Origin of the sequence: Archangium gephyra (assembly GCF_042230915.1) — a bacterium.
In the GTDB taxonomy this organism is placed as follows: Bacteria; Myxococcota; Myxococcia; order Myxococcales; family Myxococcaceae; genus Archangium; species Archangium gephyra_B.
Genome location: NZ_CP102578.1, coordinates 9,626,443 through 9,649,685, shown reverse-complemented (window position 1 = coordinate 9,649,685; position 23,243 = coordinate 9,626,443). Strand labels below are relative to the sequence as shown.

The window sequence follows — 23,243 nt, the reverse complement described above, 5'->3', positions numbered from 1 at the left end:
CGGTGAGGTGCCGGCTACTTCTTCTTCGGCATCAGGGCGTCGTCGATCTCGCGGGCGCGGATGGCGGCGGGGCGCTGCATGATGCGTCCGACATAGCGCTCGAAGGCCGGGCGCTTCTCGATGGTGCCGAACTGCATGCCCCAGCCGAGCTGCGAGCCGACATAGAGGTCCGCGGCGGTGAAGCGGTCACCGACGAGGTAGTCGCCGTGCGACACCGCGCCCTCGAGCGTGTGGAGGACCGCGTCGAGGCTGCCATAGCCCGACGCCCCGGCCCGTTCGGGCGGGACCTGGAAGCCCATGGCCTTGTTGTTGACCGACGACTCGATAGGGCCAGCGCCGAAGAACAGCCAGCGATAGTAGGGTCCGCGCTCGCGGCTGCCCGGCGCGGGGGCCAGGCCCGCCTGCGGGAAGGCATCCGCGAGATAGGTGCAGATGGCCGCCACTTCGGTGATGACGGTGTCGCCGTGGCGCAGCGCCGGGACCTTGCCCATCGGGTTGATCGCCAGATACGCGGGCGCTTTCATCGTCGTGCCGAACTCGAGCAGCTCGGTCCGATAGGGCTGCCCGACCTCCTCGAGCATCCAGCGCACCATCCGGCCACGCGACATCGGGTTGGTGTAGAAGACGAGCTCATTGGACATGGTTCACTCCCCTGTGTGGTTTGCCGCCACCCTAGCTCATTCGTGGCGGAGGGCTTCCACCACTTCCTCCATGAGCGGGGTGCCCCGCCCGCGGCGCAGCAGAATCCGGTAGGTGGTGGAGGGCAGTCCACGGACGGACAGCCGCGTCAGTCCAGGAGTGGGCACCAGGGCGTTGACGAGCCCCACTCCCACCTCGAGCGCCGCCAGCCGGCAGACGGCCTCCCAGCCAGTCACCTCCACCGCCACCCGGAGCGGCAGACCGTGCGCCGCCGCCAGCTCCTCGAGGGTCGTGCGCAGCACGCGGCCCGGCGGAGGAAGCAGCAGGGGGTGGGCGAGCAGGGCGCGTGCGTCCACCTCCTGGACTGTTCGCGAGAGCGGATGCGGGCGTGGGACCACCGCGAGCAGCGGGGTGGTGAGGAGTGGGAGGGAGCGCAGGCCAGGGGTTGCAGCCGCGGGACCGGCGGCCACGGCCAGGTGGGCCACTCCCCGCTCCACCGCGGCGGCAGCCGAAGGCCCATCGAGCACGAGGAAGGAGAGCACCCCGGGCCGGGCGCGCGCGAGCGCCGCCAGCCGTCCGGAGACGACGTGCACGAGTGCTCCCTCGCCGCACGCGAGCACCACCCGCTGCGTGGCCCGCCCCCCGTGCAGCTCCGCCCGGAGCGACTGCTCGCGCTCCAGCACGTCACGCGCCCAGGCGAGCACCCGCCCTCCCTCGGCCGTCAGTTGCAGCGTGCGACCCCGGCGCTCGTAGAGCGTCACCTCCAGCTCTTTCGCCACCGCCTGCAGCCGCGCGTGCATGGCGGGCTGAGACAGCCCGACGGCCCTCCCGGAGCGGGTGAGGTTACAGCCAGCCTCGGCGAATGCCACCAGGGCGCGCAGCCCATCGAGCTCCATGACGGGCAACTATCCATTCCATGGATACCTCGTGGGAAGCTCCGATTTCACGTTGGAGCCCCTCGGGGCTACCTTCCCGAATGAACGCAGCACCCGAGAGGACTCCGACCATGGTTCCCCATCACCGCGCCGCCCCTGACTCACAGGCCCTCGCCGCGAGGTCCAAGAAGCTCTCCTGGTTGCTGCGCCACGGAGCGCGGGAGTCCGGACTGTCCATGGACGAGGCTGGCTTCGCCTTCGTGGCGGACGTGCTGCGCCTCACGGGACTGTCGCTGGCCCAGCTGGAGGCCGTGGTGGCCCAGAACTCCAAGTCCCGCTTCGAGCTGAAGGGCGAGCGGGTGCGGGCCGTGCAGGGACACTCGCCCGAGGGGACGCCCGTGACGCTGGAGGGGCTGGAGCGCAGCTGGGACGAGGTGCTCGGGGACGCGCCGCTCTACCACGGCACGTCGGTGGGGGCCGCGCGGGCCATCCTCGACAGCGAGGGGGTGCACGCGGCCGCGCGCAGCCATGTGCACCTGGCGCCCGCGGTGGACGCCACGGTCGGCAAGCGGGCCGGGGTGGACGTGCTGCTGGTGGTCTCCGCCGTTTTGCTGCGCGAGTCCGGCCTGCGCGTCTTCCGGGCTCCCAACGGCGTGCTGCTCGCACGCGCGGTCCCCCGCGAGGCCGTCACGGACCTGCTGGCCGCCACGGCCGTGGGCGAGCGGGCGCTCGGCGAGCTGCGGCGCCGCCTCCTGGGACGCTGACGGATCGCTCACGAGCCGCTCCAAACAAGACATGCCCTGTAGCCTCCCGGGCAACACGCCATGCGCCGGAGCAACTCCTGTCGGCTGAACAAACGTGGCCCCTTGGCTTCGGAGGACTGTCCTGTCAGCGTCTTCAACGGCTGCTCCGTGCTCACGGGCGCGGAGGGCTTTCTCCTCAGCATGGATGGTGCATTCGTGATGAAGAAGCTCGTCGTGACGGTGTGTTTGGCGTTTGGCCTTTCCGCGTGTGGTGGCACCGAGGTTCCGGAGGAGAGCAGCGGCGCTGGCGCGGTTCAGCAGGAGCTCATCGACGTCCAGTGCCCCGCTGGCTACACCTACTACCAGACCGGCTGGGTCTGCGGCAGCCCGACGAGCACGTGCACCCAGGGCAGGAACGAGGAGCACGTCTTCTGCCGCAACTCCTATGGAGAGGTGATCGACGCGGGCCGCAACGGCCGCACCAACGGCTGCTGCTTCCTGGTGGAATAGCCCCGGGGCGCGTTTCTCCTCAGGCGGCGGGTCCGGTGCCCGCCGCCTCTTCATTCAAAGGCGCGGAGCGGCGGGGCTCACAACTGCGGAACTCCCAGCTCGTAGGCCTTGCGGATGTCATGCGCACAGACGCGCGACAGCTCGCCTTCGCCTCCGGCGCCGTTCTGGGCTTCATTCGTGATTTCTCCTTGGGTGGCTCATTCAACCCGGGGGGCGGCTCAACGTTGCGCCGTCGTTTCCAGTGACTTCTCCGGAGGCCTGGGGTCCAATCCGCGCCCATGCACGCGCTCTCGCTCCGTGAAGACCGCTTCCTGGAAGTGCTCCGGCGTCTCATCGCCCTGACGCCGAAGCTGCAGAACAACCCGGGCGCGGGGCTGGTGCCCGAGGAGCGGCTCGCCGCGCAGGTGGTGCTGGAGACGTTGGCGCCGCATGTCCAGAGCGGCTTCATCCAGGCCGAGTCGCTCGCCGCTCCGGGCAACGAGTCACGCCCCTGTCTGGTGCTCACCGTGAAGGGCACGGGCGAGGGCGCGCTCGGCTTCGTGGGGGCGCACTTCGACGTCGTCCCCGCGGACGAGAAGGGCGAGGGCTGGGAGCGCAACCCCTTCGCGCTCTGGGAGGGGCCCGGCGGCGTCCTGTACGGGCGCGGCGTCACCGACTGCCTGGGCCACGTGGCGGTGCTGACGGACCTGCTGGCGCAGCTCGCCGAGCGCGGGGTGCGCCCGCGCCGGACCCTCAAGGTGGTGCTCATCTCCAACGAGGAGTCCTCGGATCTGCCCGGCCTCGGCCTGGGCTACGTGGCCGAGCAGGGGCGGCTGAAGGACCTGGCGGGCCAGCCGGTGTACTGGCTGGACAGCGCCAACTTCGGCCCCACGCTGGGCACGGGCGGCATCTCGCTGTGGGAGCTGAAGGTGACGGGCGTGGGCGGGCACTCGGGCATGCCGCAGAACTGCGTCAACGCGCTGGAGCTGGCCATGGCCGCGTCGCTGGAGCTGGCCCGCTGGTTCCATGCGCGCTTCCCCCCCACGGAGAAAGAGAAGGAATGGGGCTTCCTGTCCTCGTCCAGCCTCAAGTCCACCGTGGTGGAGGGCTCCAACACCAAGGAGTCGAAGATTCCCGCCGACGTCACCGTGCGGGGTGACCTCCGCCTCACGCCCTTCTACGACCTGAAGGCCGTGCGCGAGGAGGTGACGAGCTTCATGCGCGAGCTGGACGCCCGGCTCGAACGTAACGAGGTCATCCCTGGCTTCCCGCGCACCCGCACGGCGGCGGGCAAGCGCGGCTCGCTCGAGTTCCGCTTCCAGGGGGGCGGCATGGAAGGCATCGCCTGCCGGTTGGATTCGCCGGGGCTGCAGGCGCTGAAGGAGGCGATGCAGGCGGTGCGCGGCGTGGCCCCCACGCCCTTCTCGCTCACCGGCTCGCTGCCGCTGGTGAGGGACCTGCAACGCCAGGGCTGCGACGTGCAGATCACCGGCTTCGGGGAGATGGCGTACTACCACGCGCCCAACGAGCAGGCCCGGCTGGAGGACTTCCGGCAGGGCTTCTCCATCCTCAGAGAACTGCTCGTGCGGTTGTAAAGCGAGGCGGCGTCAGGAGACACAACGTATGCAACGGATCATCGACTTCATCCTGGAGCTGGACAAGCTCAAGGGCGTGACACGCAAGACCCGTCCGCTGGGCCTCGAGCGCTACGAGAACTCCGCCGAGCACAGCTGGCAGATCGCGATGCTGGCCTCGTCCCTGGCGCACCATGCCGGGTCGCCCATTGATATCCACCGCGTGGTCGGCATGCTGCTGGTGCATGACATTGGCGAGATCGACACCGGGGACACCCTGGTGTACGCCGAAGAAGGCTGGGAAGCGCGCAAGGCGGCCGAGCTGGCGGCGGTGAAGCGCATCTTCGGGATGCTGCCGGAGCAGCAAGGCGCGGCCTTCCTGGCCCTGTGGCAGGAGTTCGAGCACGGCGAGACGCCGGAAGCCCGGTTCGCCCACGCCGTGGACCGGGCCATGCCGGTCCTGCTGAACCTGGCCAACCAGGGTCAAAGCTGGCGCGAGAACGGCGTCAGCCATGAACGGGTGGTGCGCCGTATCGCTCCGCCCATCAAGGCGGGCTGCCCAGCCTTGTGGGACTATCTGGAGGTCCGTCTCGAAGAGGCTCGCCAGAAGGGCTGGTTCGGTGCCTGAGGGTTCCGTCCGTGGCCGGAGCGGCGCGGACTGGGAGGTTGGAGCGCATGAAGAAGCAGCTGCGGCGCTGGGTGTTCGTCCTGGGCGGATTGCCGCTGGGGGCGGGGTGTGGCGGGGGAGGGGCGCAGGAAGAGGAGCGCCCCACCTTCAGCCGTGACGTGGTTCCCCTCTTCCAGGGCTCGTGTGGCTTCGGCTCGGGGTGTCACGGCACCGCCCAGCCGGCGGGCTACGTGCCACTCACCCTCGGCTCGGGGGACGCCGCCGCCCTCCTGGAGCGGTTGAAGGCGAAGAGCGTCCGCGAGCCTTCGTTGCCGCTGGTGGACCCGGGAAATCCCTCGGGAAGCTTCCTGCTTCGAAAGGTGACGGGGGACTTCACGGGCCTGCCGTGTGCTCCCAACGCCTGTGGCGAGCGCATGCCCCAGCGCAGCACGCCGCTTCCCCAGGAGGAGCTCGACTCGCTGGAGCGGTGGATCCAACAGGGCGCTGTCCTCGAGTAGGGCGATCCATGAAGCTCCCCGCCATGGCCTCCTGGAGACTCCTCGCCTGCCTGGGCGTGCTGTCCTCGGCCTCCGTGCATGCACACGGTGGCTTGATGGAAACCCAGAGCTACACCTCGCGCCGGGGGCACCCGGAAGATCGCTTGATGGGCTTCACCCGGGGCACGCTCATCTCCCGCGACGGGGGCGAGTCCTGGCGCTGGGTGTGCGCGGAGGCCATGGGCTACGGCAGCTGGACGCCCGAGAGTTACGTGTGGCTCTCGGGCGGGGACCTCCTCGCGGCCACCGGCAAGGCGCTGCTGCGCTCGCACGATGGGGGGTGCTCCTGGGAGCCCTCTCCGGCGTTCCAGGACGCCTGGGTCTCCAGCCTCGCCGAGCACCCCACGGACGGCTCCGTTCTCTTTGTGGCCACGGGAAGGCCCGCGGTGACCAATCTCCTGTACCGCTCGGAGGATGGCGGGGAGACGTGGACGCCCACCCCCCTGAGGCGCGAGGCCGTCTTCTCCACGGTGCGCGTGGCACCTTCCGATCCCAAGCGCCTCTACGTCAGCGGCTGGGTGGGTTATGCGATGTACCTCTTCCGCAGCGGCGATGCGGGCGAGACGTGGGAGGACCTGCCTCAATCCCTCCCCCCGGGGCTCGAGGGCGCGTATGACTTGAAGCTGCTGTCGGTGAGCCCGGCCACTCCAGACGTGCTGTGGATGCGCGTGTCCTCGCGCGCCGCGGACGGCACCATCCGCTACACCGTGCTGCGCAGCGAGGATGGCGGCCGCACGCTCACGTCCGTGCTGGAGGTGGAAGACCCGCTCGTCAACATGGATGTCTCGGCCGATGGCCGGACCTCCTGGGTGGCGACCTACAATCACCTCTACCGGGGGCGCGAGGGGGAGTCCTTCCTCCCGTTGTCCCTGCCCACGGGCAATGCGTGCGTGACGCGTGAGGGCGGCGTCCTCTACGCCTGCGGCTCCACCTGGCTGCACGATTGGGCCCTGGCGCGCAGCACCGACGAGGGCTCTTCGTGGGAGCCCCTCTTCAGCCTCCGCGAGGTCCAGGGCGTCCACCAGTGCCCGGCGGGCACGCCCGTGAGGGAGCGGTGCACCGGGCTCTGGCCCCAGCTCGCGCAGCAACTCGGCGCACCGGTGTCTCCCGTGTCTCCGGACGCCGGAACGCCCGATGAGGAAGTCCCTCCGAAGCCGGACGGGTGTGGGGCCGCGGCCGGGAAGGTTGCGATGGCTCCGCTGCTGCTGCTCACCCTGCTGCGCCGGGCGAGACGGCGTGGGTGACGGCCGCGCCCCGGGTGACAGCCCTGGGGCGCGGTGGGCCATTCATCGCCGCGCTACGGGCACGGCTCGCCCAACTTGTAGCCCTGCTTGCAGATGCACCGGCAGAACGCTTCCTCCACGGGCACGGTGCAAGCGGGGCGGACGGTGAGGGTCTTCTGGAGCGATTTGCCCAGACGATCCTTGAGGATGAGGATGAGCTCGTAGTCCTGGTCGAAGATGTCCTTGCTGGCCCATTGGTTGGGACACAGCGGCACGTTGGAGAACGAGGCGTCGTCCGCGTCGGTGCTCGAGCCCCGGCCGTCCGTGTTCCGCAGGTTGGTGGTCCGCGAGTCGAGCACCAGCTTGCCGGTGCTGGTGTCCTTCAGCGCGCCCAGCAGGGTCGCCCCACAGGGGTCCATGTTGACCACGTCGCGCACCCCGATGAACGCCACTCGCCCGCCCTGGATGGGCTCGATGATCGGGACGGTGCTCCCCGTCGTAAGCGGTGCCGACACCATGGGGAGGTCCGGATGCGTGCGGCTCAGCGCCGTGATGGTGAAGTTGGGCGTTCCATTGGGATCTCCCGGGTAGGGAATGCCGCACGGTGTGCTGATCGTACCCGCGTCGGGGACCGTGCCGGCGTCGGGAGTTGTGCCGGCGTCGGGAGTCGTGCCGGCGTCGGGGGTCGTGCCCGCGTCCTCATCCGTGCCGGCGTCGGGAGTCGTGCCGGCGTCAGGAGTCGTGCCCGCGTCGGGAGTCGTGCCCGCATCGGGGGTCGTGCCCGCGTCGGGAGTCGTGCCCGCATCGGGGAGGGGGCCGGCGTCGGGGGTCGTGCCCGCGTCCTGGCCCGTGCCCGCGTCCTGATTCGTCCCCGCGTCCTGGGAGGAGTCGTTGCCATCCGGGCCACAGCTCATGGCCAGACAGAGCGACAGCAGGACGACGGGAACATGCTTCATGAGATGCACTCGCATGACGGTTCCGTCAGAAGCAGTTCACGTCGTCCTGCTTCGGGTAGTAATAGATGAAGGCATTGCAGTGCTCGTTCTGGTCCACCTGCGGTCCGAAGGTGTAACAGCAGTCGAGCAGCGAGTCGGGCGTCGAGTACTTCTTCTTGTCGAACTCGTTGAGCGCCTGGCAGCCAATGGGCGGAGGCGTCCACTCGTAGTTGCACGTGTACCAGATGCCACCACCCGCGGGCAGCGTCATGTCCAGCTCGGGCGAGCGCGTCATGGGCGGATCATCCCACGTCTCCGAGGTGTAGAAGCGCTGGCTCTCCGAGGGCCGCTCGAGGCTCGAGCCATCCCAGGCGTAGATCCGGAACTGCTTGCCCCGGCTGTGGAAGTGGCCGTTGGCCCCGATGATCTGCACGGGGCTCTTGTTGTTGATATTGCAGACCCCGTCGAACGTCGGCGTGGGGTTCTTCGTGCAGACGCGGATGGACTGCTTGGTGGCGAAGATGGTCCCCAGCTCGTGCTTCACCTGGTCCTTGGGGATGCCCCAGAAGTTCACCCAGACCTTGCCGTAGTTGTGCGGCGTCTTCTGGGTGGAGGCGTTGACGAAGTGCGACTGCAACATCAGCCATTCATCCGGCTGGATGACGTTGGCCACCCCGTCCGGATACGTCCAGTCGATGGTTCCATCCTGCTGGGTGTTGGCCAGCAAGGGCCAGTCCGCCCAGTTGGCGCTGTTGAAGCAGGGCCCGGAGCCGTTGGAGGCGGGCTGGAAGGCACCGTTGGCCGGGTCCAGCCCCACGATGGTGCGCACCCGGTAGATGTTCATGTGGTGCGAGCCATCCCGCTGGGAGATCTGGATGCGGTGCAGGTTGAGGGGCTCGTTCGCCGGCATGCCGTTGGCCGCGGCGAGCTCTCCTGCCTTGAAGAAGTAGCAGTCCTGCTGCTCGACGCCCTGGGGGACCTCGGTCTCCCGGGTGATGAACTGGAAGCCCTGCCCCTGCGGGACGGGGTCCAGTGCGAAGGCGTCCGTCGGGACGGGGTCCGGCGGCTCGATGACAGCGGGACAGGCCGTGGACGTCAGGGCCAGCAGCGAGAGCAGGACGAGCGGTGTTCTCATGGACGCTCCTTGCGTCGGAGGAAGTGGGTGACCGACGAGCATCCTGCACTTCTCCGCGAAAAGCACTCCCACCAGACTCCAGCGCCCTCCACCGCGACGCTCGGCTGCCCGGTCCCGTGCTGGAGCGCATGCCCGCTAGAGGCCCTGCATCGCCCGGAACGCGTCCTGCTCGGACAGGTCCGTGGGCAGCTCGGCCGGATTGCCCCGGAGGATACGCTGGGCCAGCAACTCGGTGAGCGGTGCCAGGATGGTGAAGTGCGTGCCTCCGGGCACGGCGACGAACCGCACGGGCGCGCCCTTCGCCGCCTTGCGCAGGGGCTCGAAGGAGGCGGTGTTGCCGTGCTCGGCCCCCTCGATGACCAACGTCGGCACGCGGATGAGATCCATGAAGACCACCGGGCTGCGCATCGCCAGTTCCTTCCCGGCGGCTCGGTCCAACGCGGTGCCCGTCTCCCCATAATTGGGGACGGCGACGGGACCGAAGGCGAAGACGCCCCGCACGTGGGGCCCGCTGGCCGCGGCGAGCAGGGCCATCGTCCCGCCGGTGCTGTGGCCCCCGAGATAGATGTGCTCGGGGTCCACGTCGGGGCGGCGCGCCAGGAAGTCGAGCGCGGCGAGCACGTCGTCCACCTCGCCGAGGAAGTACTCGCGGGAGCCGGGGTTGCCGCTGCAGCCGCGCAGCGCCGGCATCATCAGCGCCAGGCCCGCCTCGCGGAACGCGCGAGCACTCTGATCGTTGTCGCGAGGGCTCTCCTCCCAGGCGCTCTCGTCGATGCCCCAGTTGAAGCCGCCCTGGATCCACAGCACGGCCGGCCGCCGGGGCCCCTCGCGGACCGGGGTGACATAGGCCACGTTGTTCCCGAGCGGCGCGGGGTACATCACCTTCTCGAATACCCCCGCGGGCGGCTGCGGGGCCGGCTCATGGTCGGTGGGCGCGTCCTTGAGCTTCGTCTGGAAGGCCCTGCGCGCCGCCACCACTGGGGCCACCGTCTTCTGGCTCTGGGGCGCGGGGAGTGGAGCGGGGCTCGCGGGCTCGGTCTTGCGGCAGGCGCCGAGCGAGAGGAGGGCGAGCAGGGACAGGGCGGGAACGGAACGAGACAGGGTCATGGGAAGGCCGCGAAGCATGCCACAGCCTCCACAGCCGCCTCCTCCACCGCAACTGCTCCCACTCGTGACTGAGCGTCAATCGGCCCGGGTGGCCTGACGGCCCACGCAATCGTCCCCCGCTGGATTCGTATTCTACATTGTAGTAATTGAATCCCGCCAGCGAGACGAGGTGCGTGTGCAGCGGTCCGACCCGAGGAATGGAGGCTCCCTGGAGGTTCCCCGTCTGCCTCTGGCCTTGCTGCGTGCGTGGCTTCCGTATGCCGAGCGGGACGAGGTGATCGCCGAGCTCTCCGCCGAGTTCGCCGTCCGTGAGGCCCGGGAGGATCGCCGGGCCGCGCGCGCATGGCTGTGGCGGCAGGTGCTCGGTTCGGTGCCGCCGCTGGTGCGGCGGACGTTCTCTCGCGGCTGGACCGGTTTCGAGCCGGCCTCCAGTCGCCTACGCCCTGGAGGGCCCCCCATGGAGAGCCTCATCATGGATCTGCGGTACGCGGTGCGGCGGCTGCGCTCGCGTCCGACCTATGCACTGCTGGCCATCCTCACCCTCGCGATCGGCGTGGGAGGCACGGCGGCGGCCTTCGGGCTGGTGCGTGGGCTGCTGCTGACGCCGCTCCCGTATCCCGCGGAGGAGCGGCTCGCCCTGTTCTGGGGGCGGGGGGAGTGGTCCGAGCAGGAGGTCCTCCACCTGTCTTCCGAGTGGTCCGGCTTCAGTGCCGTCGCGGCGTACCGCGCGCGGGAGCTGCCGCTGCGGCGCGGAGCGGACGCGTCTCCGGAGCTGGTGCCGGCGGTCTCCACGAGCGCCGCGCTCTTCGACGTGCTCGGGGTGCGTCCCGTCATCGGGCGCGCCTTCGAGCCCAACGAAGACCGTCCGGGTGCAGCGCCAGCGGTGGTCCTCAGCCAGGCGCTCTTCGAGACGCTCGGCGGACAGCCGTCGCTGGTGGGAAGCAACGTGGAGCTGGATGGGCGGGCGCACACGGTGGTGGGCGTGATGCCCAAGGGCTTCTGGTTCCCGGACCCGACGGTGCGCGCCTGGGTGGTGGAGCCGCTCAACGAAGAGGACGGCTCCGGCAACTACACGCTGGTGGGACGGCGCGCGCCCGGGACCGATGGACCCGCGCTCGGCCTGGCCCTGGAGCGGCTCACCTCGCGGCTGCGCGAGCGCTTCACCTACCCGGCCCAATGGGACAAGACGCGCGCGCCCGCCGTGACGCCCCTGCGCGAGTACCTGCTCGGGCCGCTCCAGTTGCCGTTGCTCGCGACGCTCGTGGCCATGGCCGTGCTGCTGCTCATCGCGTGCGCCAACGTCGCCGCTCTGATGCTGGGGCAGGTGGACAGCCGCGCCACCGAGCTCGCCGTCCGTGTGGCGCTCGGGGCCGACAGCCGCCGGATGACGCAGCAGCTCCTCGTGGAGGCGCTCCTGCTGGGACTGGCCGCCGCCGGGGTGGGCGCGCTGATCGCCGCCCAGGGCTTCCAGTTGCTCACCGACGCGCTTCCGCTCGGACCCCTCGCCCCACGTGGCTCACTGGATTGGGGCGTGTTCTTCGCAGCGCTCGTGCTGGCGCTCGCCGCGGCGCTCGCGGTGGCGTGGCTGCCGGCACGCTCGTTGCGCAAGTCGGATCCGCAGCGCGCGCTCGGCCACTCGCGTACGGGCGGGATTGGCGCACGCGGCGGGAGGACCGAGGGGGCGCTGGTGGTGGGGCAGGTGGCGCTCGCGGTGCTGCTGACGGCGGGGGCCGGGCTGCTGGTGCGCTCGGTGGCGAACCTGCGCTCCATTGATCCGGGCGTGGACACCGGGCAGGTGGCGGTCGTGGACGTGGTGATGGAGGCGAACGTCGCTCCCGAGAAGCGGCGGCAGATGCTGGCGGAGCTGGAGACGGCCCTCTCGGTGCTGCCGGGAGTCCGCGCGGCCGGAGCCGCCCAGAAGCTGCCCCTGCGAGGCTCTGGCGACAACTGGGGCATCCGGCTCGAGGACAAGCCGGACCTTCCCTCCTCCACCACCTCCGTGCGGCTGGTGACGCCCGGGTATTTCCAGACGATGGGCATTCAGCTGGTCGAGGGACGTCTGCTGAGTGCCGACGACCGGGAGGACACGGAGCGCGCCGTGGTCATCAATCAGGCGCTCGCCGCGAAGTACTTCCCCGGGGAGAGCCCCATCGGGCGGCGCATCAGCGCGGGATTCGAAGGGGGAGAGCGGATCGTCGGCGTGGTGGAGGACGTGGCGGAGGCGGCCCTCACCGATGGCCCCGTTCCGGCGCGTTACATGCTCTACGCGCAGGTGACGGCCTACACGCCGGCTCGGCACACGCTGGTGCTCCGTACGCAGCCGGGCCACGAGCCCGCGTCGGTGCTCGATGACGCCCGCCGGCAGATCGCCGCCACCGCCCCGTCCGTGGCCGTGCATCGCGCCACCACCCTCGAGGCGGTGTTCTCGCAGGCGATTGGTCCCGCGCGGCAGGTGATGTCGGTCCTCGCGCTCCTCACGGCCCTCGCGGTGGGGCTCGGCGCGGTGGGTGTCTACGGCGTCACCGCCCACTTCGTCCGCCGACGCCAGCGCGACCTGGGCATCTGCATCGCCCTCGGGCTGCGTCCGTCGCGCGTGGTGGCCCAGGTGGTGCGCCGGGGAGGGACGCTGGTGCTGCTCGGGAGCGTGCTCGGTATTGGCGCGGCGCTCGTGCTGTCACGACTGCTCTCCGCGTTCCTGTACGGGGTGAGCGCGGTGGACCCGCTGTCGCTCGCGGGGGCCACCCTGGCGCTGCTGGCCGTCGGCGTCGCCGCGGCGCTGCTGCCCGCCTGGCGCGCCAGCCGCCTGGATCCCGCCGCCGTGTTCCGCGAGGGATAGACTCCCGCCCGTTCCACCTGTCACTACTGGCCGTTGCAAGAGGAGGAACCATCCGTGCCGCCCTCACCTGGTACGACGTCGGACGCGCCACTCGGCACCTTCGAGGAGCAGGTACTGCTCGCCGTGGTGCGCACCGGGCGTGCATCCGGCGGAAGTGGCGCCTATGGAATGGCCGTCCGCCGGGAGCTGGAGGAGGTGACCGGGCGCGAGGTGGCGATCGGCGCGGTGTACGCCACGCTGGACCGGCTCGAGGTGAAGGGGCTGGTCGCGTCGGAGCGAGGCGAAGCAAGCGCTGGCGCTTCCCGGCGCATGTTCGCCGTCACGCCGCGAGGCGCGCGTGCGCTGGCGGACTCGCGTGAGATGCGCGAGCGGCTCTGGAGCGGGGTCGATCTCGTTGCACTGCTCGCCAGTGGGAAGGCACGGGGGGCTTGAGCGTGCCCACCCTGAGCAGGAACGCGGAGCGTCCCTCCGTCGGGCTGGGGGTCATCATCCAACGGGGGGAGGAGATCCTGCTGGGCCTGCGCAAAGGCTGGCAGGAGGGCCACTACTCCATTCCGGGCGGGCTCCTGGAGGCGGGCGAGACCTTCGAGCAGGGCGCCATCCGGGAGGTCCGGGAGGAGACGGGTCTGGAGTTGATCGACCCGAGGGTCATCGCCCTCACCAACAACCTCGAGACGTTCGAGCGGACCGGCAAGCACCACATCTCGGTCATCCTGTACGCGAACCAGTTCCGCGGAGAGCCCACGGTCCTGGAGCCCGACAAGTGCGCGGGATGGGGTTGGTACGATCCTCGCCGGCTTCCCCAGCCCCACTTCGAGGCGAGCCGGCGTGCGGTGGCGTGTCTTCTCCGGGGAAGCTTCTACGAGCGGGACTGAGGCGCGTCGGCCAGCTCCAGGAGCTTGGTGACGGTGCTCCAGTTGCGGGCGGTCGGAGTGACTCCCAGGCGCGTCCCGCCGAGCACGGTGGCCAGCTTCGAATTCCCGACGCCCTTCGGGAACCGGGCGTAGATCTCCCGCCCGACCAGGCGGAACTCGTCCGGCAGGTACGCCGCCGCGTCGATCTGCTCGAACCGCTTCGGCTCGGGGACGTCGGACAGGAACGTCACGAGGAACTGGGAGGGGGTGTCCTCGGCATCGGGGAGCGGGTTCGCCTGGATCACCGCTTCCAGCTCATCCCTCGTCCGGATGACGACGGCGACCTCGAAGCCGAACTCCTTGGCGATGGCCGCCTCGAGCTGCTTGCCGACCTTCGCCGGGCTCTTCTCCTTGCTCGTGAAGACGGCGTTGCCGCTCTGGAGGAGGGTGGCGACATCGGTGTAGCCGATTCCTTCCATCAGCTCCCGGAGCCGCGCCATGGGGACCTTCTTGTTCCCACCGACGTTGATCCCACGCAGCAGTGCGACGTACCTGGTCATGGGCCCGAGTCCTACCACACCGGAGTGTACTGGACCGGGGGTGAACGCACTCCGCCTCCAGGGGAGGGTAGGATGCGGGAACGTTTTGGGGGCGCGACGCTGAATAAGTGGCCTGTTTCGACGTCCAGGCTTTCACGCCGTGTCCTTTCTTCAGCGTTCTCGCGTCCACATGCGTTCTCATCCCCTGCTGTCGCGCTTCTCCCTGTTGCTCGCGCTCCTCGCCTCGAGTGGCTGTAACACCGCTTACCGTGAGGCCATGGCCCAGGCCCGGGAGGCGGCGATTCGCGGTGACTTCCTGACCGCGGCCCGCGCCTACCGGACCGCCTGTGCCGCCGCTCCCGATGACAAGGACGCGTGTGGCCGCTTCCCCATCTTCGCGCAGAAGGCCACGGACCAGGCCCTCGAGTCCGCGCGCCCGCCGTGCGAGGCGGGGGAGCTCGACCGGTGCCTCCCTCCGCTTCTGGACGCCAAGGACCTCATCCCCGGCCATGCCGAGGTCAACACGCTGCTCGAGAAGGCCAGCCAGCTTCATGTGGAGCGCTGCGCGAAGTGGCAGGCGGACGGCCCGGTGGCCACGGCGGTGGCCGGACTGGCCTGTCTCCAGTCCCGCGGCCACCAACTCCCCGTCCCCAGCTATCAGACGCTCCTCTCGGAGCGCGCGGCCCAGCTCGCCTCGCGCTTCGCGAACCTCGCCACCACCGCCCGGGGCGAGGGCTCGCACGGGGCCTCCTCCGTGCTGATGTCCGCGGCGCAGTGCCTCGCGCCCGCCCCGCAGACGGCCTCGCGGGTCAACCAGGCCCGGCAGAGCTTCCTCGAGCAGAGCGCCATCCCCGTCATGACCCATCTCGAGGGCTCGATGGCGCCCCGGATCGCCCAGGGGCTCTCCGACCTGTGTGAGCGCATGTCCTCGCAGCTGCCTTCCTGGGCGCGGTGCGCGTCCACCGGAACGAGGCCCGGCCAGCCGGATGTGTTCCAGGTCTGGGTGGATGCGCTCATCCAGCGCGCCGTGCAGACCGTCTCCGAGGACGTGCGCAACCTGGACTACGTCAGCGGCACGCGGCAGGTCGACAATCCCGAGTACGGCAGGGCCGAAGAGCGCGTCTCGAGCGCCGAGAGCGCCCTGGCGGGGGCCGAGAAGCGGAAGAAGGACAAGGAGGCCGAGTGCGAGGAGGCGAAGCACACGCACGAGGCGAGCTGCGTGGGCTGCCCCGAGCCCTCCAGCAACAAGAAGAAAGTCTGCGACGAAGCCAGCGATGCCGCCAGCGACTACTCCAGCGCCCAGAGTGAGCTCAGCGCGGCGCGCAAGCACCTGTCCAACACGCCCGCGACGGTGACCGAGGACGTCTACGACACCTTCACCTATTCCGTGTGGACCTATCAGTGGTCGTCGAGCTACCGCTTCAGGCTCCAGTCGAGCACGCCGTCCGCCGAGCCCGCCCAGGGAGCGGGAGCGCTGCGCTTCCAGGACCAGGAGCACGTGGGCTTCCGGCCCGGGGGGCTCTCGCCGGATCCGCTGGTGGTGCCGTCCGACCAGGCCTACGCGGACGCCTTCGTCGCGCAGCTCACGCCCTACGTGGTGGCGGCGGTGAAGCGGGATGCCGAGGCGCGGGGGGCCTGGCGCCGGAACCAGTGCGGTGCGCTCCCGGCGGACTGGAGCACCCCCTGGGTGCAGTGCTGGGCGGAGTCCGCGCTCTGGGCCAGCGGGAAGGAGCCCCAGGCGAGCGAGTTCCTCAACCTCCTCGCCAGCAGCGCCAGTGCGTCCTCGCCGCCTCTGTGCCGTTGAGCACGCTCGCCGGCCGTGGGGTCTCCCCAGGCGAGCGGTGGGTATTAGATTGGGAGGGTGAACACTTCCTCCCTTCCCGCCATGGCCCTCGAGGCCGCCCAGTCGGCGGAGGCCGCTCGCCGGCAGATCTCCCGTTGCGAGGGGGCCTTCGCCCAGCTGGGTGAGCGGCTGCGCCAGCGGCCTCCCCGTTTCGTCGTCACCTGCGCGCGCGGCAGTTCCGACCACGCGGCCAGCTATGGCAAGTATCTGATCGAGACCACGCTGGGGCGCGCCGTGGCCTCGGTGGGGCCGAGCGTGGCCTCCGTCTACAACACCCGGGGCCTGGACCTGCGGGAGTGCCTCTTCATCGCCGTGTCGCAGTCCGGCCGCAGTCCCGACCTGCTGCGGCTGACGGAAGCGGCCCGCGCGGGAGGCGCGCTGGTCATCGGCTTCGTCAACAACGAGGACTCTCCGCTCTTCTCCCTGTGCGACATCGGGTTGCCGCTGTCCGCCGGCCCCGAGCAGAGCGTCGCCGCCACGAAGTCGTACATCCTCTCCGGCCTCGCGTTCCTGCAGTTGGTGGCGCACTGGTCCGGCGAGGCGGTGCTGCGGGACGCGGTCTCCCGGCTGCCGGAGGCCCTGGAGGCGGCGCGAGAGTTGGACTGGTGGCCGGCGCTCGAGCGGCTCACCGGTGCGCACAACCTGTTCGTGCTCGGGCGGGGGATGGGGCTCGGCGCGGCGCTCGAGATGGCGCTCAAATTCAAGGAGACCTGCCGGCTGCACGCCGAGGCCTTCAGCACCGCCGAGGTCATCCATGGCCCGCTCGCCCTGGTGGGCCGCGGCTTCCCCGTGCTGGCCCTGGGGCAGGAGGATGGCTCGGCGGAGGGGACGCGGAGCGTGGTGCGCCGCATGGTGGAGCTGGGGGCGGAGGTCCGCTCGGTGCTCGCGGTGCCGGGCGCCGAGCCGCTGCCCGTCGTCCCCGGGGTGCCGAGCGCCATCGCGCCCCTGTGCCAGGTGCAGAGCTTCTACATGTCGGTCCACCGGCTGGCGGTGGCGCGTGGAATGGACCCGGACGTCCCCGCGCACCTGCGCAAGGTGACGGAGACCGTGTGATGAAACGGATTCTCGCGGGGGCACGGCTCTTCACCGGCGAGCGCATGCTCGAGGACCACGCGGTGGTGCTCGAGGGCGAGCGCATCAGCGCCGTGGTGCCCATGGATGCGGTCCCGGCCGGAGCCCCGGTGGTGCGGTTGCCCGAGGGAACGCTACTGGTGCCGGGTTTCCTCGATGCCCAGGTCAACGGAGCCGGAGGCGTGCTGTTCAACGACACGCCCACCGTGGAGGCGGCGCTCGCCATCGCGGCGGCGGCCCGGCGCTCCGGTACCACCGGGCTGTTGCCCACCTTCATCACCGACGAGCCGGCCCGGATGCGCCAGGCCTGCGAGGCCGTCCTCGAGGCCATGGCCCGGCCTGCCAGCGGAGTGCTCGGCATCCACCTGGAAGGTCCCTTCATCAGTGGCGAACGGCCGGGGGTTCACGAGTCGCTCTTCATCCGTGCGCCCGATGCGGGGGATGTCGACTACCTCAGTGCGCTGCCGGAGCGTCTGGCGGGGCAGGGCGGACGGCTGGTGGTGACGTTGGCGCCGGAGTGTGTCGACGATGCCGTCATCGGGCGGCTCGCCTCGGCGGGGGTGGTGCTCTCGGCGGGTCACACGGCGGCGACGTACGAGCGGACGCGCGCGGCCCTGGCGGCTGGCGTACGGGGTTTCACGCACCTGTTCAACGCCATGCCGCCCGCGCAGAGCCGTAAGCCGGGCCCGGTGGTGGCCGCCCTCGAGGCCGACGAGGCATGGTGCGGGGTCATCGCCGATGGCATCCACGTCCATCCGGCGATGCTGCGTCTGCTCTTGAAGGTCAAGCCGCCCGGCCGCGTCTTCCTGGTCACCGATGCGATGCCTCCAGTCGGCACCGAGGCGGACTCGTTCACCCTGTATGGCCGCACCATCCTGCGCCGGGAGGGCCGGCTGGTGACCGAGAACGGCACGCTGGCCGGTGCCGACATCGACATGGTGACGGCGGTGCGCAATGCCGTCCGGCTGCTCGGGCTGCCACTCGAGGAGTGCCTGCGCATGGCGTCGCTCCATCCCGCGAGCTACCTCGGGTTGGACGGACACCTGGGCCGGCTGGCGCCGGGCTATCGCGCCGACCTCACGCTGCTCCGGGAGGACCTCACGGTGCTCGCCACCTGGGTGGCGGGCCAGGAGCAGTGGCACTGAGCTTCGGTTGGGAACCCGGGACGTGGCAGCGTTGTCGGTGGCCACGTCACCATGGACGGCTCCTCCTCGAAGCGCTGGTTCGATTCTCCCCGGGCCCTCTGGGTCGCCCTCGCCGTTGCCCTGGTGCTCGCCCTGCCCACGCTGGGCATGGGGTTCGCCCTGGATGACAACCTGCACCTCCTCATCTTCGAGGGCAGGTGGCCCCTGGGCTCGCCCATGGACCTCTTCCGCTTCGCCGGAGGGGACCCCGAGGGCATGCGGCGCATCGTGCAGGAGGGGCCCTATCCCTGGTGGACGCTGCCCGAGTTGAAGATCGTCTTCTGGCGTCCCCTGTCGAGCGCGCTCGAGACGTTGGACTACCGCCTCTTCGGACGCAACGCGGTGGGCTATCACCTCCACTCGGTGGCCTGGTACCTCGGCGTGGTGGCCCTCTTCGGGGTGCTGCTGCGGCGTTTGATGCCCGGGTCCCTGGCGGTGCTCGCGCTGCTCCTGTTCGCCGTGGACGACGCGCACCTGCTCCCGGTGGGGTGGATCTCCAACCGCAACGCCCTGGTGTCCACCGCCCTGGCCCTGGTGGGCCTGGGGCTGCACCTCGAGTGGCGCGAGTCCGGAAAGCGTTGGGCCCTGCCGCTGTCGCTCGTCGCGCTCGCCGTGAGCCTGACGGCGGGAGAGTCGGCGCTGGGCGTCTTCGCCTACGTGCTGGCCTATGAGCTGTCCGGCGCCCGGGGCCCGGTGGCGGAGCGGATTCGCGCGGTCGCCCCGGCGGCGGTGCTCGCGGTCGCCTACCTCGGTATGTACAAGGCGCTCGGGTACGGGGCCTACGGGTCCTCCATGTACCTGGACCCGGTGGGCGAGCCCGGACGCTACCTGGTGGCCGCGCTCGGCCGGGTGCCCGCGCTCATCGGCGGGCTGCTGGGTGTGCCCGTGGACCTCTGGGGTATCAACGCGGCCAGCCGGCCCGCGCTGGTGGGCCTGGGTCTGGCCGGGCTCGCGGTGTTCGCCGTGCTGGTGCGCTCCGCCCGGCCCGGCCTCTCCGAGGAGGAGCGCCGGCACTGCCGCTGGCTCTCCGCTGGCGCTGCACTGTCCCTGCTGCCCGTGACCTCCAGCATGCCCATGGGCCGGTTGCTCTTCGTGCCGAGCCTGGGCGCCTCGGTGCTGCTGGCCGTGGTGCTCCGCCATGCATGGCGCTCGCGCGGGCAGGGCTGGCGTCCGCGAGGCGTCGCCGTCGCGGGGGCGGTGCTCGCGCTGTTCCACCTCGTCCTCGCCCCGCTGAGTTGGCCCGCGATGTCGATGATGATCCGCAAGCTCGGCACGGACACCGAGCAGATGGCGCAACAGGTGAGGAGCGAGCTGGACTCCGCGCGCCTCGCGTCTCAGCGGGTGGTGATCCTCGATGCGAGAGACATCGGCGTACTCCTGTACGTCCCCGTCCGGTGGGCCTTGCAAGGCCAGTCGCTCCCGCGCTCCTGGTGGCCTCTGTCCCTGGTGCAGGAGTCCCCCATCGTCACCCGCACCGGGCCCACCTCGCTCGCGCTGGAGCTCCCCGGCGGAGGCCACTTCCTCGCCACCGAGGCCGAGCAGACGCTCCGCTCTCCGGAGCACATGCTCGGCGAGGGCGCGCAGGTGAAGCTGGAGGGCATGCGGGTGACGGTGCTGGCCGCCGATGCCCAGGGGCCGACCCGGCTGGGCTTCGAGTTCGATGTACCGCTCGAGCATCCCTCGCTCGTGTTCCTGCACTCGCGCGAGGGCGTGCTGCGCCGGCTCACGCCGCCGCGGGAGGGGACGCAGTTGGATCTCTCGGCCGTGGCGGGAGGCCCGGCTCCGCCGCTGTAGAGTGGTGGCTTCTCAGGGAGAAGACATGTCCACGACGCAGCGCCTGTCCAACAAGACCGCCGTCATCACCGGTGGCTCCACCGGCATCGGTTTCGCCACCGCGCGGGCCTTCATCCAGGAAGGAGCGCGGGTGATCATCACCGGCAAGAACGCGGAGCGGCTCGAGGCTTCCGCGCGGGAGCTCGGGGCGGCCGCCATTCCCGTGCGCGCGGACGTGCGCAGGCTGGAGGACCTCGACATGCTGGCACGGCGGGCCCAGGAGACCTTCGGGCATGTGGACGTGCTCTTCGCCAACGCGGGCATCGGCGGAGCGGTGCCCCTGGAGAAGGTCACCGAGGCCTTCTTCGACGACGTGTTCGGCACCAACGTCAAGGGCCTCTTCTTCACCGTGCAGAAGCTGGTGGGGCTGCTGAAGCCGGGCTCCAGCGTCATCCTCAATGCCTCGGTCGTGAGCACCAAGGGCGCGCCCGCGAGCACGATCTACTTCGCCACCAAGGCCGCGGTGCGCTCGCTGGCGCGCACGCTGGCGGTCGAGCTGGGGCCGCGCTCCATCCGCGTCAACGCCCTCAGCCCGGGCCTGGTGCCCACCGAGTTCCAGGGGAAGATGGGCGTGCCCCCGGAGGCCGTCGAGGGCTTCTACAGCCTGGTGAAGGCCGCGACGCCCTTGGGCCGCCTGGGCCGGCTCGACGAGGTCGCCCGGGCCGCGCTCTTCCTGGCCAGCGACGAGTCCTCCTTCATGACGGCCGGGGACCTGGCGGTGGACGGCGGCTACCGGGACGTGTGAGGGGCCGGGCCGGGATGCTTCCCAGCCCCTCACTCCAACGGGACGGCTACTTCTGCACCTGCACGACGCCGCAGGCGATGCGGTCACCCGCGTTGCCGGCCGGATCGCTCTTGTAGTCGTCCACTCCCGCGTGGACGACGACGGCCGCGCCGTCCTGGTCCTGGAGGTCCTTCAGCTTGAGGTCGTGGGCGAAGGCGTCGAACTGCACCTTGCCGTCGGCGCCCACGTACAGGTTGGGCAGGTCGCCCTCGTGCTTGCCCTCGGCCGCCAGCAGGCCGTGCTTCTTCTTGCCCGGGTTGAGGTGGCCACCGGCGGTCTGGAAGGGGGCCTCGCACTTGCCCACCTCGTGGACGTGGATGGCGTGCTCGCCCGCGGGGATGTTGGAGAGCGAGCCCTTGATGAGGACGCCGTGGGGCGTCTCGGTGAGCGTCACCTCGCCCACGGGCTGGCCCTTCTGGTCCTTCAGCTCGGCCCGGGCGGTAGCGCCCGCGGCGGCCATCTTCTCCTCCTTCTTGGCGGCGGCTTCCTCCTTCTTGGCGGCGGCCTTCTCCTTGGCGGCGGGAGCCTTGCCCTGGGCGAACGCCGGGCCAGCGATGCAGAGGACAGCAGCGGTGAGCAACGCGCGAGTCTTCATGGACGATGTCTCCTTCACTGCGGGAATTCCCGATTCCGGACTTCCGGACCGAGAGTGAAGGTGGACACTAATTCGCTGGGCGTGTTCCTCAAGGCTGGAGAGCAGCCAGGGGGACGGGCACGACACGGGAGGCGCCGTACACGGGAGCCCAGCGCCGCTGTACGTCGGGGCCGTTGAGGAAGTGCACGATTGCCTGGTAGGCGGCGAGCGGGCCGCCGAGCCGCTCCGCCCAGGCCAGCCCTCGGGGCGAGAGGTTGGGCACGAGGGGGCCCAGCGCCGCCTCGGAGCGGGTGACGCGGGTGATGTCGAGGCCCTCGTCGCGCACGCGCTGGGGCACGAGCAGGGGCGCGAAGCGGGCATGGCGGTGGTCGTGCACGCAGCCCTCCTCCTCGAGGAGCGCGGCGGAGAGGGGCAACTCGCGCACGTTGAAGAGGAGCTTCACCGCGCCGCGATGGGGATCCCACGGACCGCGCAGGCGGTGGTCGCCGCGGGGGATGAGGCGCCGGTCCAGGTAGCAGAAGGCACGGGACTCGGGGGGGAGGGTGCCGCGGTGGCGCGCCCCGGCGTAGCGGAAGAAGGGGCGCACACAGGAGGGGTCCACGTTGAAGGGAGGCCCCTCCTTCAAGGCCCGCAGCTTGGGCAGCAGGGCCGGGGGAATGGCATGGGTCCGGGCGAAGTCCTCGAGGGCCTCCGGGGGCGTGCGGGCGAAGTCCTCGAGCCGGGCGAGGAGCCGCAGCGGGTCCACGTCCACCAGCAGCTCATCGAAGCGCGTCTTCACGCCCGGGAGACTGACGGGGACGAGCGTATCGAGGGGCTCGCCCTCCGCGCGCCAGCGGGCATCCAGCTCCGCGGCTTCGGGAGGAGTGGGAGCGAGACGCCACTCGGGAGCCTCGGGAACGAAGGGCTCCAATTTCCCCTCGCCCTCTGGGAGAGGGACGGGGTGAGGGTGCCGGGTGTACTCGAGCCGTGAGCCCTGGTGCCGTGAGTACACGGGCCGTATCCGCGAGTCCGGGGGAGAGGTCCACACGGTGATGCAGGTGCGGACCTGGGCACCGGCGAAGGCACCGGGGCCGAGGTCCACGACCTCGCGCAGGCACAGCATGCGCAGCAGGGTGGCGCGCAGGGGGGCGTAGAGGAAGGCGTCGAGGAGGCTGGTGGGGGTGATGAAGGCGAGGACGCCGGTGCGGGAGGAGAGCCGGTGCGCGGCGAGCAGCAGGAAGAAGGCGAAGTCATCGCGCAGGCTGGTGCCCTGGGGGAGCGCGAGCGGGAGCAGGGCGCGGAGCCGGGCGTAGGCCTCGCGGTCCTTCAGGAGCGAGGAGGTGCCGTTGTAGGGCGGGTTGCCGATCCACACCTCGTGGCGTGCCGGGGGGAGGCTCGCGAGCAGGGGCTCGAGCCCGCCGCGCAGGGCATCTCCGGGGCGGATGTCGGCGCCGGGCACGCGGGCCTGGCAGGCGCGGGCGACCTCGGGGGAGAGCTCCAGGCCGGAGAGGTGGGCCTCGGGGCGGGCGCGGGCGGCGGCGGCGAGGAAGGCCCCGGCACCACAAGCGGGGTCCACCACCGCGAGCGGCCCGTCCCCGGCGTGCGCGAGGGCGAGCGCGAGGGTGCGCTCCACGAGCGGTGCGGGGGTGTAGAAGGCACCGAGCGCGCGCCGGTCGAGACCGGGGAACTGGTGGACGAGCGCCTCCTCGTCGAGGACGTGAGGGGCATGGGGGGCACGCGGCATCCGCGAGCATCCTACCCCGGGCGGCTTTCCTTGCCGTGCCATGCCGTAGCAACATGGCGTCCAGGAGCCCCATGCCGCCACCGCCGTCGAAACCAAA

Annotated in this window: 22 protein-coding genes; 14 read left to right on the top strand and 8 right to left on the bottom strand. The window is 70.7% G+C overall.

The window, feature by feature from the left end; genetic code table 11:
* Positions 1-14: 14 nt before the first annotated feature.
* Both NR798_RS37960 and NR798_RS37955 read right to left on the bottom strand, forming a co-directional pair.
* Positions 15-641: a glutathione S-transferase family protein gene (locus NR798_RS37960; protein WP_375767448.1), complete on the bottom strand. Its 627-nt coding sequence runs from the start codon at positions 639-641 to the stop codon at positions 15-17.
* Between the two features lie 36 nt (positions 642-677).
* Entirely contained in the window at positions 678-1,535 is an 858-nt protein-coding gene (locus NR798_RS37955; RefSeq protein WP_375767447.1) for a LysR family transcriptional regulator, read from the bottom strand.
* A 110-nt stretch (positions 1,536-1,645) separates the two neighbouring features.
* Between NR798_RS37955 and NR798_RS37950 the strand changes: the two genes are divergently transcribed.
* The 6 genes from NR798_RS37950 to NR798_RS37925 all read left to right on the top strand — a co-directional run bounded on the left by NR798_RS37950 (position 1,646) and on the right by NR798_RS37925 (position 6,728).
* Positions 1,646-2,278, top strand: coding sequence for an RNA 2'-phosphotransferase (locus NR798_RS37950; RefSeq protein WP_375767446.1), 633 nt, complete (start codon positions 1,646-1,648; stop codon positions 2,276-2,278).
* A gap of 180 nt (positions 2,279-2,458) precedes the next feature.
* On the top strand, positions 2,459-2,767 hold the full coding sequence (locus NR798_RS37945) for a hypothetical protein (protein WP_375767445.1): 309 nt from the start codon (positions 2,459-2,461) through the stop codon (positions 2,765-2,767).
* Positions 2,768-3,045: 278 nt separating this feature from the next.
* The gene (locus NR798_RS37940) at positions 3,046-4,341 is read left to right on the top strand and encodes a M20/M25/M40 family metallo-hydrolase (protein ID WP_375767444.1); all 1,296 of its coding nucleotides are present in this window, start codon (positions 3,046-3,048) and stop codon (positions 4,339-4,341) included.
* Between the two features lie 28 nt (positions 4,342-4,369).
* Entirely contained in the window at positions 4,370-4,948 is a 579-nt protein-coding gene (locus NR798_RS37935) for an HD family hydrolase (protein WP_375767443.1), read from the top strand.
* A 47-nt stretch (positions 4,949-4,995) separates the two neighbouring features.
* The gene (locus NR798_RS37930) at positions 4,996-5,445 is read left to right on the top strand and encodes a hypothetical protein (RefSeq protein ID WP_375767442.1); all 450 of its coding nucleotides are present in this window, start codon (positions 4,996-4,998) and stop codon (positions 5,443-5,445) included.
* Positions 5,446-5,453: 8 nt separating this feature from the next.
* Positions 5,454-6,728, top strand: a complete 1,275-nt coding sequence (locus NR798_RS37925) for a hypothetical protein (protein WP_375767441.1) — start codon at positions 5,454-5,456, stop codon at positions 6,726-6,728.
* 53 nt (positions 6,729-6,781) lie between these two features.
* On the opposite strand, the gene NR798_RS37920 is transcribed toward NR798_RS37925, so the two are convergent.
* The 3 genes from NR798_RS37920 to NR798_RS37910 form a co-directional block, all read right to left on the bottom strand.
* Complete coding sequence (locus tag NR798_RS37920; RefSeq protein WP_375767440.1) at positions 6,782-7,663, bottom strand: hypothetical protein; 882 nt, start codon at positions 7,661-7,663, stop codon at positions 6,782-6,784.
* 25 nt (positions 7,664-7,688) lie between these two features.
* Complete coding sequence (locus NR798_RS37915) at positions 7,689-8,777, bottom strand: hypothetical protein (RefSeq protein ID WP_375767439.1); 1,089 nt, start codon at positions 8,775-8,777, stop codon at positions 7,689-7,691.
* Positions 8,778-8,912: 135 nt separating this feature from the next.
* The gene (locus tag NR798_RS37910; RefSeq protein ID WP_375767438.1) at positions 8,913-9,884 is read right to left on the bottom strand and encodes an alpha/beta hydrolase family protein; all 972 of its coding nucleotides are present in this window, start codon (positions 9,882-9,884) and stop codon (positions 8,913-8,915) included.
* A 175-nt stretch (positions 9,885-10,059) separates the two neighbouring features.
* On the opposite strand from NR798_RS37910, the gene NR798_RS37905 reads away from it, so the two are divergent.
* The 3 genes from NR798_RS37905 to NR798_RS37895 are packed head-to-tail and all read left to right on the top strand — an operon-like array spanning position 10,060 to position 13,595.
* Positions 10,060-12,720: an ADOP family duplicated permease gene (locus NR798_RS37905; protein WP_375767437.1), complete on the top strand. Its 2,661-nt coding sequence runs from the start codon at positions 10,060-10,062 to the stop codon at positions 12,718-12,720.
* Positions 12,721-12,774: 54 nt separating this feature from the next.
* Entirely contained in the window at positions 12,775-13,152 is a 378-nt protein-coding gene (locus tag NR798_RS37900; RefSeq protein WP_375767436.1) for a PadR family transcriptional regulator, read from the top strand.
* Between the two features lie 2 nt (positions 13,153-13,154).
* A complete protein-coding gene (locus NR798_RS37895; RefSeq protein WP_375773888.1) occupies positions 13,155-13,595 on the top strand; it encodes an NUDIX hydrolase in 441 nt (146 codons plus the stop codon).
* On the opposite strand, the gene NR798_RS37890 is transcribed toward NR798_RS37895, so the two are convergent.
* Positions 13,580-14,134: a DUF1697 domain-containing protein gene (locus NR798_RS37890; RefSeq protein ID WP_375767435.1), complete on the bottom strand. Its 555-nt coding sequence runs from the start codon at positions 14,132-14,134 to the stop codon at positions 13,580-13,582. The genes NR798_RS37895 and NR798_RS37890 overlap by 16 nt on opposite strands.
* Positions 14,135-14,303: 169 nt before the next feature.
* Here NR798_RS37890 and NR798_RS37885 point away from each other — a divergent pair, with 169 nt between their 5' ends.
* From NR798_RS37885 to NR798_RS37865, 5 genes are read left to right on the top strand one after another with little or no spacing between them, the layout of a single operon-like run.
* On the top strand, positions 14,304-15,917 hold the full coding sequence (locus NR798_RS37885; protein WP_375767434.1) for a hypothetical protein: 1,614 nt from the start codon (positions 14,304-14,306) through the stop codon (positions 15,915-15,917).
* A gap of 57 nt (positions 15,918-15,974) precedes the next feature.
* On the top strand, positions 15,975-17,009 hold the full coding sequence (locus NR798_RS37880) for an SIS domain-containing protein (protein ID WP_375767433.1): 1,035 nt from the start codon (positions 15,975-15,977) through the stop codon (positions 17,007-17,009).
* Positions 17,009-18,172: an N-acetylglucosamine-6-phosphate deacetylase gene (gene nagA / locus NR798_RS37875; protein WP_375767432.1), complete on the top strand. Its 1,164-nt coding sequence runs from the start codon at positions 17,009-17,011 to the stop codon at positions 18,170-18,172. The genes NR798_RS37880 and nagA overlap by 1 nt, the downstream gene beginning before the upstream one ends.
* 51 nt (positions 18,173-18,223) lie before the next feature.
* Complete coding sequence (locus NR798_RS37870) at positions 18,224-20,005, top strand: hypothetical protein (protein ID WP_375767431.1); 1,782 nt, start codon at positions 18,224-18,226, stop codon at positions 20,003-20,005.
* 25 nt (positions 20,006-20,030) lie between these two features.
* Entirely contained in the window at positions 20,031-20,789 is a 759-nt protein-coding gene (locus NR798_RS37865) for a glucose 1-dehydrogenase (protein WP_375767430.1), read from the top strand.
* Between the two features lie 46 nt (positions 20,790-20,835).
* Here the strand turns inward: NR798_RS37865 and NR798_RS37860 are convergent, their stop codons facing one another.
* Positions 20,836-21,423 (bottom strand): superoxide dismutase family protein, encoded by a 588-nt coding sequence (locus NR798_RS37860; RefSeq protein ID WP_375767429.1) that lies wholly within the window; start codon positions 21,421-21,423, stop codon positions 20,836-20,838.
* An 88-nt stretch (positions 21,424-21,511) separates the two neighbouring features.
* On the bottom strand, positions 21,512-23,146 hold the full coding sequence (locus NR798_RS37855; RefSeq protein ID WP_375767428.1) for an N-6 DNA methylase: 1,635 nt from the start codon (positions 23,144-23,146) through the stop codon (positions 21,512-21,514).
* Between the last annotated feature and the right edge of the window lie 97 nt (positions 23,147-23,243).

Excerpts from the sequence above, each read along its gene's own strand:
- NR798_RS37960 (WP_375767448.1), bottom strand. The coding sequence starts at position 641 with ATGTCCAATGAGCTCGTCTTCTACACCAACCCGATGTCGCGTGGCCGG.
- NR798_RS37955 (WP_375767447.1), bottom strand. The coding sequence starts at position 1,535 with ATGGAGCTCGATGGGCTGCGCGCCCTGGTGGCATTCGCCGAGGCTGGC.
- NR798_RS37950 (WP_375767446.1), top strand. The coding sequence starts at position 1,646 with ATGGTTCCCCATCACCGCGCCGCCCCTGACTCACAGGCCCTCGCCGCG.
- NR798_RS37945 (WP_375767445.1), top strand. The coding sequence starts at position 2,459 with ATGGATGGTGCATTCGTGATGAAGAAGCTCGTCGTGACGGTGTGTTTG.
- NR798_RS37940 (WP_375767444.1), top strand. The coding sequence starts at position 3,046 with ATGCACGCGCTCTCGCTCCGTGAAGACCGCTTCCTGGAAGTGCTCCGG.
- NR798_RS37935 (WP_375767443.1), top strand. The coding sequence starts at position 4,370 with ATGCAACGGATCATCGACTTCATCCTGGAGCTGGACAAGCTCAAGGGC.
- NR798_RS37930 (WP_375767442.1), top strand. The coding sequence starts at position 4,996 with ATGAAGAAGCAGCTGCGGCGCTGGGTGTTCGTCCTGGGCGGATTGCCG.
- NR798_RS37925 (WP_375767441.1), top strand. The coding sequence starts at position 5,454 with ATGAAGCTCCCCGCCATGGCCTCCTGGAGACTCCTCGCCTGCCTGGGC.
- NR798_RS37920 (WP_375767440.1), bottom strand. The coding sequence starts at position 7,663 with ATGAAGCATGTTCCCGTCGTCCTGCTGTCGCTCTGTCTGGCCATGAGC.
- NR798_RS37915 (WP_375767439.1), bottom strand. The coding sequence starts at position 8,777 with ATGAGAACACCGCTCGTCCTGCTCTCGCTGCTGGCCCTGACGTCCACG.
- NR798_RS37910 (WP_375767438.1), bottom strand. The coding sequence starts at position 9,884 with ATGACCCTGTCTCGTTCCGTTCCCGCCCTGTCCCTGCTCGCCCTCCTC.
- NR798_RS37890 (WP_375767435.1), bottom strand. The coding sequence starts at position 14,134 with ATGACCAGGTACGTCGCACTGCTGCGTGGGATCAACGTCGGTGGGAAC.
- NR798_RS37885 (WP_375767434.1), top strand. The coding sequence starts at position 14,304 with ATGCGTTCTCATCCCCTGCTGTCGCGCTTCTCCCTGTTGCTCGCGCTC.
- nagA (WP_375767432.1), top strand. The coding sequence starts at position 17,009 with ATGAAACGGATTCTCGCGGGGGCACGGCTCTTCACCGGCGAGCGCATG.
- NR798_RS37870 (WP_375767431.1), top strand. The coding sequence starts at position 18,224 with ATGGACGGCTCCTCCTCGAAGCGCTGGTTCGATTCTCCCCGGGCCCTC.
- NR798_RS37865 (WP_375767430.1), top strand. The coding sequence starts at position 20,031 with ATGTCCACGACGCAGCGCCTGTCCAACAAGACCGCCGTCATCACCGGT.
- NR798_RS37860 (WP_375767429.1), bottom strand. The coding sequence starts at position 21,423 with ATGAAGACTCGCGCGTTGCTCACCGCTGCTGTCCTCTGCATCGCTGGC.
- NR798_RS37855 (WP_375767428.1), bottom strand. The coding sequence starts at position 23,146 with ATGCCGCGTGCCCCCCATGCCCCTCACGTCCTCGACGAGGAGGCGCTC.